This window comes from Pseudomonas sp. CFBP 13711 (genome assembly GCF_014842265.1).
Lineage (GTDB): Bacteria > Pseudomonadota > Gammaproteobacteria > Pseudomonadales > Pseudomonadaceae > Aquipseudomonas.
Window position 1 is genome coordinate 151,413 of record NZ_JACYVI010000015.1, and the last position, 11,021, is coordinate 162,433.

At 62.3% G+C, this 11,021-nt stretch carries 10 protein-coding genes; 1 reads left to right on the top strand and 9 read right to left on the bottom strand.

Features of this window, described 5'->3' with window-relative positions; all coding sequences use genetic code 11:
• Nucleotides 1-462: 462 nt before the first annotated feature.
• The 8 genes from dctM to IFT47_RS23500 form a co-directional block, all read right to left on the bottom strand.
• On the bottom strand, nucleotides 463-1,746 hold the full coding sequence (gene dctM, locus IFT47_RS23465) for a C4-dicarboxylate TRAP transporter large permease protein DctM (protein WP_192174345.1): 1,284 nt from the start codon (nucleotides 1,744-1,746) through the stop codon (nucleotides 463-465).
• Complete coding sequence (locus tag IFT47_RS23470) at nucleotides 1,746-2,378, bottom strand: TRAP transporter small permease (protein WP_192174346.1); 633 nt, start codon at nucleotides 2,376-2,378, stop codon at nucleotides 1,746-1,748. The genes dctM and IFT47_RS23470 overlap by 1 nt, the downstream gene beginning before the upstream one ends.
• Before the next feature lie 120 nt (nucleotides 2,379-2,498).
• Nucleotides 2,499-3,497 carry a TRAP transporter substrate-binding protein gene (locus IFT47_RS23475; protein ID WP_192174347.1) on the bottom strand — a complete coding sequence of 333 codons (999 nt, stop codon included), beginning with the start codon at nucleotides 3,495-3,497 and terminating at the stop codon, nucleotides 2,499-2,501.
• Nucleotides 3,498-3,675: 178 nt separating this feature from the next.
• Nucleotides 3,676-4,500, bottom strand: a complete 825-nt coding sequence (locus IFT47_RS23480; protein ID WP_192174348.1) for an HpcH/HpaI aldolase/citrate lyase family protein — start codon at nucleotides 4,498-4,500, stop codon at nucleotides 3,676-3,678.
• Between the two features lie 69 nt (nucleotides 4,501-4,569).
• Entirely contained in the window at nucleotides 4,570-5,769 is a 1,200-nt protein-coding gene (locus IFT47_RS23485) for a CaiB/BaiF CoA transferase family protein (RefSeq protein ID WP_192174349.1), read from the bottom strand.
• Between the two features lie 129 nt (nucleotides 5,770-5,898).
• A complete protein-coding gene (locus IFT47_RS23490) occupies nucleotides 5,899-7,248 on the bottom strand; it encodes an MmgE/PrpD family protein (RefSeq protein ID WP_192174350.1) in 1,350 nt (449 codons plus the stop codon).
• A 10-nt stretch (nucleotides 7,249-7,258) separates the two neighbouring features.
• Entirely contained in the window at nucleotides 7,259-8,422 is a 1,164-nt protein-coding gene (locus IFT47_RS23495; protein ID WP_192174351.1) for an acyl-CoA dehydrogenase family protein, read from the bottom strand.
• Nucleotides 8,423-8,485: 63 nt separating this feature from the next.
• Nucleotides 8,486-9,325 (bottom strand): FAS1-like dehydratase domain-containing protein, encoded by an 840-nt coding sequence (locus IFT47_RS23500; RefSeq protein WP_192174352.1) that lies wholly within the window; start codon nucleotides 9,323-9,325, stop codon nucleotides 8,486-8,488.
• Between the two features lie 129 nt (nucleotides 9,326-9,454).
• On the opposite strand from IFT47_RS23500, the gene IFT47_RS23505 reads away from it, so the two are divergent.
• Nucleotides 9,455-10,375: a LysR family transcriptional regulator gene (locus IFT47_RS23505; RefSeq protein ID WP_192174353.1), complete on the top strand. Its 921-nt coding sequence runs from the start codon at nucleotides 9,455-9,457 to the stop codon at nucleotides 10,373-10,375.
• Here the strand turns inward: IFT47_RS23505 and IFT47_RS23510 are convergent, their stop codons facing one another.
• Entirely contained in the window at nucleotides 10,376-10,756 is a 381-nt protein-coding gene (locus IFT47_RS23510) for a cupin domain-containing protein (protein WP_197984105.1), read from the bottom strand.
• Nucleotides 10,757-11,021: the final 265 nt, after the last annotated feature.

Consider the following 11,021-nt stretch of genomic DNA (forward strand, 5'->3'; position numbering starts at 1 on the left):
ATTCCAAACACCAAAAATCCGGTGAATGTACCGACCCCTTCGCGAGCAAGCTCACTCCTACAAGTCCTCAGCGTTTGATCTCCCTTGATCTGCCCATGATCGTGATCTGCTGTTGATCTTGATCTGCTGTTGATCTTGATCTGCTGTTGATCTTGATCTTCATGCACAGAAAGCTCAGACGCCGCCAATCGCGACTTGGGTGCAGGCCGAACGCAGACGACGCGCAGTGGGCCGAGCGGCATGGATGCCGCGAGAGCCGCCCCCCGCCATGGATGGCGGATGGCGGCGGGCCCACGGAGCGTCGTCGGAGTGAGGGAACCCTGAGGAACGAAGGGCCCAACCAAGAGCAGGCACCCTTGGTTACTTGGGGTGCTTTTCCAAGTAACTCGCCGAAGGCGAAACGTCTGCCCCTAGGCAGACGCTTGTGATCTTGATCTTAAGCGCATTCAGCCACGCCATGAATCATGGCATCCCCAACCAGTTCGGCAGCGCCAGCGAAATGTACGGCACGTACGTCACCAGCAGCAGGAACACCAGCAGGATCGACAGCCACGGCAACGCTGCGCGAATGGTCTCGCCCAACGTCAGGCCCGTCACCGCAGACGTCACGAACAGATTGAGCCCCACCGGCGGGTGGACCAGTCCGATCTCCATGTTGACCACCATGACGATGCCCAGGTGAATCGGATCAATGCCGAGCTTCATCGCGATCGGGAAGAAGATCGGCGCCAGGATCAGGATGATTGCCGACGGCTCCATGAAGCTGCCCGCGACCAGCAACACAATGTTCACCATGATCAGGAAGCCGATCGGAGTCAGGCCTTCGGAGATGACCCACGCGGTAATCTGCTGTGGGATTTGCTCTGTGGTCAGAACGTGGGCAAACAGCATGGCGTTGGCGATGATGAACATCAGCATGATCGACAGCCGGCCCGACTCCAGCAGCACCATCGGGCAGTCCTTGAAGCTCATGTCCTTGTAGACGAACAGCGCGATGAACGCCGAATACACCGCCGCCACCGCCGCGGCTTCGGTCGGGGTGAACATGCCGCTGTAGATCCCGCCGAGGATGATGACCAGCAGCATCAGGCCCCAGAACGCCCGTTGCGCTGTGTGCAGCCATTGGCGGAACGTGACCCGTGGCTGGGCCGGGAGTTTCTTGACCCGGGCGACGATGTAGATCACCACCATCAGGATCACGCCGAGCAGAATCCCGGGCACCACACCGGCAATGAACAGCTTGCCGACCGAGGTTTCCGTTGCAGCGGCGTAGACCACCATCACGATCGAAGGCGGAATCAGAATGCCCAGCGTACCGGCGTTGCAGATGATGCCCGCGCCGAATGCCTTCGGGTAACCGGAGCGCACCATGCCGGCGACGGCTATCGAACCCACGGCTGCAACGGTCGCGGGCGATGAACCGGACAGCGCCGCAAACAGCATGCACGCCAGCACCGCCGCAATCGCCAGGCCGCCGCGAATGTGGCCGACGCAGGCGTTGGCAAAATCGATCAGCCGCTGCGCGACCCCGCCCGTGGTCATGAAGGCGCCAGACAACAGGAAGAACGGGATCGCCAGAAAGGTGTAGCTGTCGGAGGTTTCGAACAGTTTGATCGCCAGCGAACTCAACGAGTCCGGGCTGAACAGCAGGATCGAAACGGCCCCGGACAAGCCCAGGGAAATGGCGATGGGCACACCCAGGAACATGAAAACGAACAGCAGCAGGAACAGGCAGATAACGGTCATCAGTGCTGCTCCTCGGCAGGGTTGGCGAGTTTGCTCGCTTCAGCCGCTTCATCGGCCAGACCCAGCCCGGTCTGCCGGTGCGTCCAGATGCGGTAGAGGATTTCCAGGTAACGGGCGATAACCAGAGCAAAGCCGATCGGCACGATGACCGCGATGTACGCGACCTTGATGCCGTAACGATCCAGGTCTTCGGCACCGATGCCGGCCACGAACAGCGCTGACACCCACTTGTAACTGGCAACGAGGAACAGACCGGCGTACGCCAGGCAGCAGGCACAGGCCAGCATCGCCAGAATTCGCTGAACCGGCTTGCTGGTTTTCTTGACCAGCGCGTCGACCCCCAGGTGGCCCGCCGTGCGCACGCCGTAGGAAATCCCGAAGAAGATCAGCCAGCCAAACAGCGCTTTGGTCAGCGCCACGCTCCAGGTCATGCCTTGGGCGTAGCCCATCAGGTGGTCGCCGATGGCGGCGAAAAAGTCGCTGCTCACCGTCCATTGATCGCTGAGGGAATAAAACAGGGTGTAGATGTTGTTCAACGCCACGTAGACGAAAGTCACGAGGGTCATGGCAGCCAGCAGGAAGGCAATGATGCCCTCCTCCAGATGCTCCCAGAGTCGCGTCAGCGGGTGCATAAGCATTCTCCGAACGAAGCCGAATGTAGCCGGGCAGAGCGACGGCCGTGGAGGCAGACCACCCGCGAAACGGGTGGCCGCCGGGCCGTCACGGTCTGTATCGAGAAGCGTAGGAAGGGCTCAAGGCGCCTTGTTCGAATCGTCGGCGGCCTTGATCAGGTCAGCACCGATTTCTTCGGAGAATTTGTCCCAGACCGGCTTCATGACGTCACGCCATTTGGCGCGCTGCTCGGGGGTGAGCGTCACGATTTCGCTGGTTTTGGAATCGATGATTTTCTGCTTGGCCGTCTGGTTCAGCGCTTCGGCCTGCTTGTTCACCTCGACGGTGACCTGATCGATGATCTTTTGCAGTTCGTCACGCACATCCGCCGGCAGGCCGTTCCAGAACTTGGAGTTGGTGATCACCATGTAGTCGATTAGGCCATGGTTGGACTCTGTGAAGAACGGCTGCACCTCGTTGACCTTCTGGCTTTCGTAGTTCGACCAGGTGTTTTCGGTGCCGTTGACGGTGCCGGTCTGCAGGCCCTGATAGACCTCGGCGAAGCTCATCTTGCGCGGGTTGGCGTGCAGGGCGACGAATTGGGCTTCGAGCACGCTGGAGGCTTGAACGCGGAACTTCAGGCCACGGGCATCTTTCGGTTCAACCAGCTTTTTGTTGGCGGACAGTTGCTTGAGGCCGTTGTGCCAATAGGCCAAACCATGAATGCCCTTGTCGTCCATTGCGGTCAGCAGCGCTTTGCCTTGAGGGCCCTGCTGGAAGCGGTCAACGGCGGCGAGGTCGTTGAACAGGAACGGCAGGTCGAAGATCTGCACTTTCTTGGTGTACTGCTCGAATTTCGCCAGGGACGGCGCCAGCATCTGCACGTCGCCGAGCAGCAGGGCTTCCATTTCCTTGCCGTCACCGAACAGCGAAGAGTTGGGATAGACCTCGACTTTGACCTTGTCCTTCAAGGCCGGGTCGGCGGCGACCATCTTCTGGAAAAGCAGCGCGCCCTGCCCCTTCGGCGTGTTTTCCGCCACCACGTGGGCGAACTTGATCGTGATCGGGTCAGCGGCCTGTGCAAGGCCGGCCATAGACACCGCAGCCGCGCAGAAGAGCGCTTGGGTCAGCTTCAACATCGATATCACCTTTTTATTTTTGTAGGAGCTTATGTTTGAAGGAGCAGGTGGAGCGCATGAGCATAGTGCAAACCCACGATGACGAAGCCCCGGTGTTTAGAGAATCAGCATTTGTGTAAGCCGGCGTTCGGGGTTGATGAACGCGATAACGCGTTAACGCGATCGCCGGAGATGGGACTTACCCTGCCGCCAGCGCCAACAACCGTTGAGCCCTGAGCAGCACCGGCGCGTCGACCATTTGTCCTTCCAGCTGAAACGCACCTGCCCCCTTGGCCGCCGCGCTAGCCTTGATGACCTTTTGTGCCCAGTTCAGGTCATCAGCGCTGGGGGTCAGAGCGGCATGGATCACCGGCACCTGGGCGGGATGGATGCACAGCGCGCCGCCGTACCCCATGTCGTAGGCGTGGCGAATGGCGCGGTGCAGGCCTTGGGGGTCGCCAATGGCCGGGTGCACACCGTCCAGCGGTGGCAGCAAATCCGCGCCTCGTGAATGCAGTTGCACCGACATCCGCGCCTGATCGAGAAACATCTGCGCGGCGTGGGTGCCGCTGTTGAGGTTCAGGTCCAGCGCCAGGTCGAGCCCGCCAAACGACAAACGCTCGACACCCTGGGCACGGGCGATCTGCTCCAGGGCCAGCAGGCCCTTGGCGCTTTCGATGATCGGCAGGACCGGTTTGCCGGTCTGCCAGACCGCCGCGACGTGAGCAGCGCTTTCGACCTTCGGCAGCAGCACCCCGGCGACGCCCGAGTGGTGTCGGCAAAACCCTAGATCATCGGCGTGTTCGGCATGAGTCGGCGCATTAACCCGCACCCACACAGAGGCTTGGGGGTTGTCGTTCAGGAAGGTCGCGAGATTGTCCCGGGCCTGGCGCTTGAGGGGTTCTTCGACGGCGTCTTCGAAATCAACGATGACCGCATCGGCGCCGGCCGCCAGCGCTTTGGCAAAACGATCGGGGCGACTGCCGGGGACGAACAGAGCGGAGCGGATGAGGGTGTGAGCCATGTCGGTGTCCTGAGGGTGTCCTGTAGGAAGGGGTGCGCCGCGCAAAAGAGCCTTTTGCAGAAACAGGCGCTAGACCACTCCGCCCGCCGCCATCCGCGCCTGGTCTTCCGCCGAAAACCCCAGCTCGCCGAGGATGCTGCCGGTGTGCTGGCCCAATCCCGGCACGCCGTCCATGCGCGGTGTGAACGCAGTGTTATGGCCCGGCGGCAGCAGCGACGGCAGCGGGCCGGACGGGCTATCAACTTCGCGCCAGCGATCGCGGGCCTTGAGCTGCGGGTGGTCCCAGACGCCTTGCATGTCGTTGACCCGCGCATTGGCGATTTGCGCGTCTTCCAGACGGGCCACCACGTCATCGACGCTCAAGGACGCGAAGCCGTCGACGATGATCTGCCGCAGCACCTCACGGTTTTCCGAGCGTTTGAAATTCGCCGAAAAGCGCTCGTCGGTGGCCAGCGCCGGATCGAGCAGGACCTTTTCGCAGAACAGCGCCCATTCGCGTTCGTTCTGCAGCCCCAGCATGATCGTGCCACCGCCGCCGGTGGGAAACGGCCCGTAAGGATAGATCGTCGAGTGGGACGCACCGGCCCGTGGCGGTGGCGGCGCGCCGTTGTAGGCGTAATACATCGGGTAGCCCATCCACTCCACCAGGCTTTCCAGCATGCTGACGTCGATGCGGCTGCCCTCTCCGGTCTTGTCCCGCAGCATCAGCGCCGACAGAATCCCGGTGTAGGCGTACATGCCGGCAGCGATATCGGCGATGGAACAACCGGCCTTGGCCATCTCGTCTTCGCCAGGGCCTCCGGTGACCGACAAAAAGCCGCCCTCGCTCTGGATCAACAGGTCGTAGGCCTTCTTCTTCTCGTAGGGCCCGCCTTCGCCGTAGCCGGAAATGTCGCAGACGATCAGGCGCGGGAAGCGTTCGTGCAGGGCGTCGAACGACAAGCCCATGCGTGCAGCGGCGCCGGGTGCCAGGTTCTGCACCAGCACGTCGGCCTTGGCGAGCAGCGATTGAAGAATGTCGCCGGCCTCGTCCTGCTTGAGGTCCAGGGTCAGGCTTTCCTTGGAGCGGTTGGTCCAGACGAAATGCGAGGCCAGGCCGTCGACGCGCTGGTCGTAGCCGCGGGCGAAATCGCCGACGCCGGGGCGCTCGATCTTGATCACGCGGGCGCCCAGATCCGCCAGTTGACGGGTGCAGAACGGCGCCGCGATGGCGTGCTCGAGGCTGACGACGGTGATGCCGTCCAGAGGACGCGGGGGTTGTTGAGTCATGTTCGTAAACCTCTTCAAATCCCCTGTAGGAGTGAGCTTGCTCGCGATAGCATTTTGTCAGTCAGGGCTGATGGGGCTGACACACTGCAATCGCGAGCAAGCTCACTCCTACAAGGGTTGGCGTTCGCCTTAAATCAAATTGACCAAATCGCGCGCATCGCGCAGCTGCCAGACCCGCTGAATCAATGCCGTGCCCTGCTCCACCGTGCGTGCGCCGGAGAACGCCAGCAGGCGCTGAAACTTGTCTTCCAGCTCAGGCCGCGACAGGGTGTTGCCCGGATCGCCTTTCGGCTCATCAATGCCGGCGCTAAGGGTGCGGCCATCGGTGGTGGTCACGATCACTCGACCCAACCAGCGCCCGGGATAGGCGCCATCCACTTCCGGGTCCAGCTCCATCGTTACCTTTTCGCGGAAAGCGGCGACGTCGGCATCGGTCAGGGCCAGGTCGCGGAATTCGATCAATTGCGCGCTGCCGTGAACGGCGATCAGCCCGAGCACCGCGCCCATGGAAAACTTGGCCTGGTGCACGGTCTGCGGCACATCGACCCGGCCGAGCACATCAATGGCGCCTTGATGAACCCGCGTGACCACCTTGGCGATCTGCTCATGGCGCAGGCCTTCGCGCTGCATCAGGTGCAGCAAAGCATCGGCCGCCGGGTGGGTGTGGCGACACGAAGCGTGAAACTTGAACGACGTCTCGACCAGCGCCCAACGGCTGCCAAGCCGATCGGACAGCTTCGCGGGATCGCTGTCGCTGGACATCCCTGCGGCCATGCCCTGATCGCCTTCGAGAATATTGCGCGCGCCGGTGAGGCCGTCTTCCGTGAGGTACGCTGCCAACAGGCCATCGGCCGCCGCCTTGGCGGTGTGCAGCTGTTTGGAATCCGCCGCGTCACGGAGAAACTCCCACAGCCCGGCGGCCTGGGTGCCCGCCGTGCCCAGCAGGTTGATGAACTGCTCTTTGTCGAAGTTCAGCAGCTTGCCCACGCCCACCGCCGCCGCGAGGGTGCCGACCGTCGCGGTGGTGTGGAAGATGCGGTAGTGGGAGCGGCCCATGAATTCGCCGATGCGGATGCCTGCTTCATAACCGGCGACCGACGCCAGCAATAAATCCTGGCCGGTTTTGCCGAGGTCCTGAGCCGCTGCCAGTACGGCCGAAAACACCACGGTCGCGGGGTGCAGCACCGAGCTGTTGTGCAGGTCATCCTGCTCGACCAGGTGCGAAGACGCCCCGTTGACCAGCGCGGCGAAGTACGCCGAGGTGCCGCGACCGCTGACCAGAATCTTCGCCTTGCCCTCTCGCGGGCCCATGCGTTCGGCGTAGCGCTCAAACAGCGGGATGGGCCGCGCGCCCTGGCTGGCCAGCGCCGAACCGATCCAGTCGAGGAACAGGTCTTCGGTGCGGTCCAGCACGACGCCGGGAATCTGCTCGTAGGTCAGCTCGGCGAGAAAACCCGCCAATGCCTGGGTATGGCTCATTTCGGCGTCCTCAGAAGCTGCGTGGCAGGTCGAGCAGGTGCTCGGCGACGTAGGAAAGAATCAGGTTGGTGGAGATCGGCGCCACCTGATACAGACGGGTCTCGCGGAATTTGCGCTCCACGTCGTACTCGCAGGCGAAGCCAAAACCGCCATGGGTTTGCAGGCAGGCATTGGCAGCTTCCCACGACGCTTTTGCCGCGAGGTATTTGGCCATGTTGGCGCTGGCACCGGCGTTCTTGCCGCTGTCGTATTCCTCGCAGGCGCGCCAGCGCATCAGGTCCGCCGCTTCGATTTCGATGTGCGCTTCGGCGATGGGGAACTGCACGCCCTGGTTCTGCCCGATCGGGCGGCCAAACACCACGCGATCACGGGCGTAGGCGGCGGACTTTTCAATGAACCAGCGGCCGTCGCCAATGCACTCGGCGGCAATCAATGTGCGCTCGGCGTTGAGGCCGTCGAGGATGTAGCGGAACCCTTTGCCTTCCTCGCCAATCAAGCTGTCGGCGGGCAGTTCGAGGTTGTCGAAGAACAGTTCGTTGGTTTCGTGGTTGACCATGTTGGCGATGGGCTGAACGGTCAGGCCGTTGCCGATGGCGTCGCGCAGGTCGACGATGAAGATCGACATGCCTTCGGACTTTTTCGTCACTTCCGCCAGCGGCGTGGTGCGCGCCAGGAGGATCATCAGGTCGGAATGCTGCACGCGGGAGATCCAGACCTTCTGGCCATTAATCACGTACTTATCGCCCTGCTTCACCGCCGTGGTCTTGATCTTGGTGGTGTCGGTGCCGGTGCTGGGCTCGGTCACGCCCATGGACTGCAGGCGCAGTTCGCCGCTGGCAAGTTTGGGCAGGTAATAGCTTTTCTGCGCGTCGCTGCCGTGACGCAACAGGGTGAACATGTTGTACATCTGGCCGTGCACGGTGCCGGAATTACCACCACAGGCGTTCACTTCTTCGAGGATCACCGAGGCTTCCGCCAAACCGAGCCCGGAGCCGCCGTATTCCTCAGGGATCATCGCCGACAGCCAGCCCTCATCGGTCAGCGCTTTGACGAAGGTTTCCGGGAAGCCTTTCTGTTCATCGATCTTGCGCCAGTATTCGGCCGGAAACTGGGCACACAGCGCGCGCACGCCGTCACGGATGGCATTGAGGTCTTCGTTTTCGTAGGGATTCATGGTGTCCACTCGCATCGGCCGGCGGCCATGGGATCGGCGCGCCTGGCTGTGTAAAGGAAGGATTCAGTCAAAAACGACTTCGGCGCTCTGGGCGACGCCGGCGTCATTGCCGGCCCACAGCTGCGCCTTGCCCGGCTCGACGACTCGCCCACCGGCGCGGAAGGCAGCAGGCACGTTCAACGGGCGCACGCCGCGATAGGCGAAATGCCGCACGCGCTTACCGGGGTTGGCACGAATGAATGCGCGCAGGTTGAAGGTGGCGATCATCGGGCCGTGCACGACCAGCCCGGAATAGCCCTCGGTGTCGGTGACGTAGGGGTAGTCGTAGTGAATGCGGTGGCCGTTGAAGGTCACGGCGGAGTAGCGAAACAGCAGCGTCGGCGTCGGCTCAATGACCTCGCTCCACTCGCCCTGCTCTGGCGCGTCACCGCTGTTGAGCTTGGGTGGATTGGGCTCGCGGTAAACGATGTCCTGCTCTTCACGCAAGCACAGCTCGCCGTGTTGCGAGTAGTCGTGGCGCACGGTCACGAACAGCAGCGAGCCGGTACGGCCGTGCTTTTCCTCGATGTGCAGGATGGTCGACAGGCGATGGGCATCGGCGCCGACTTTCAGCGGCTGAATGAACTCGACGCGGCCACCCGCCCACATGCGGTTGCGGTTGTCCGCGGGGGGAAGAAAGCCGCCACGGGCCGGGTGGCCGTCACCGCCGAGTTGCGCTTCAAACACCGGCTCTTGAAAAAAGCACCACTGCCACAGCGGCGGCAACGGGTCGCCGACAGCGGGCGTGGGCTCGCCAAAGGTGGCTGCGATGCGCTTGATCAGGTTTACGCTCAGATGATCCTGGGCTTGTTCGGTGCGGCCAATCCAGTCCGTAAAATCCACGGATGACTCTGCAGCGCTCATGGGCGGGAACCCTCTGGGTTTGTTGTTATGGCCCGATCATGGAAGTGCGCCGGCATTCTGTGAATTTGCATTTGCGTATAGCGGCGTTCGGGTATGCTGAACGCCTTCTGCAGCGTACGGACACCTCCCATGCATTTCGACCTGGCTGACTTGCGTCTCTTCATTCATATCGGCGAATCACCGAGCCTGACCCAGGGCGCGCGCCGGGCGTTTCTCTCCCCTGCGGCGGCCAGTGCGCGGATCAAGGCGCTGGAAGGCCAACTCGGCACGCGCCTGCTGTACCGCGACAGCCGCGGCGTCGAACTGACCCCGGCCGGCCAGCGCCTGCTCAAGCACGCGCGACTGATCATGAGCCAGGTGGATTATCTGAAAAGCGAGTTCACCCGCTACGGGACTGATTCGGCCGGGCACATTCGTATCTTCGCCAACACCACCGCTGTCACCGAGTTTCTACCCGAAGTGCTGGCCGGGTTTTTGGCGAAACGGCCCGGCGTCACGGTGGACCTGCAGGAGCGTCTGTCCCGGGACATCGTGCGCGGCGTGCTCGACGGCAGCACCGACATGGGCATCATCGCCGGGCCGGTGGAAGCGGCGGGTTTGCAGGTCATCCACTTCAGCACCGACCGGCTGGTACTGATCGTGCCCGTGGGCCATGAGCTGGCGGCCGAGAAACAGGTCACCTTCAAGCAGACCCTGGCGTTCCAGCACATCGGCCTGCACGAAGGCAGCACGCTGCTGAGTTTTCTGCGCGATCACGTTGAGCGCCTGGGGCAGAGCCTGTCGCTGCGGATTCAGGTATCGAGCTTCGAGGCCATATGCCGGATGGTGGAAGCCGGGGTGGGCATCGGGGTGATCCCGGAGTCGGCAGCGTCGCGGCACAGCCGGACGATGGAGCTGGTCACCATCGAGCTCGACGAGCCATGGGCGGTGCGCGAACGGAGCATTCTGGTCCGCGAACTGGACGCCCTGCCGGGTGTGGTCAGGGCGTTGATTTCGGTTTTGTTGCCTGCGCCCGAAGCTGAAACCGAGCCCGCAACGCCCGAGGCGTAATCAGATCCAGACGTCGTTCTGCGCGGTGCGCTCGTTAGTGTCGTCACCGGTGTTGATCACGCCGCTGGGCTCGATCAGCATCAGCTTCACTTCCCTCTCGGCGTAGGGTTTGTGCTCGACGCCCTTAGGGACTACGTACAGCTCGCCCGCGTTGAGCTCGACGAAACCGTCGCGAAAATCGATGCGTAAACGGCCTTCGATCACGATGAAGGTTTCGTCGGTGTCAGCGTGGCTGTGCCAGAGAAACTCCCCTTCCAGCCGCGCCAGCTTGAACTGGTAGTCGTTCATCTGCGCGATGACTTTGGGCTGCCACTGCTCGGTGAACAGGCTGTATTTCTGGGCGAAATTGACGGGGGTGTGTTGGGTGGTGGACGTGGACAAGAGGGCGGCTCCGAGGGGGTTGATGTGAGGCCAATCTAGAGCGCAGGGGTGGGTGGGGTCTTGTACGTTATTGCAGGGTGACGGGTGGGTTGGTGTTGCGGTGCTTCAACTGATGCCTTCCCGGCTAAAGCCAGTCCTACAAAAAGCGCGCGGTGTGTCAGGAGGGATTTTGCGGTGTGACGTCTGTAGTGGTCAACTAATTCCGGACACCTCGATAGGTGGTTTCAAGGCCATCGTCCGTTCGTAAACGGTCGGTGGCAGATAA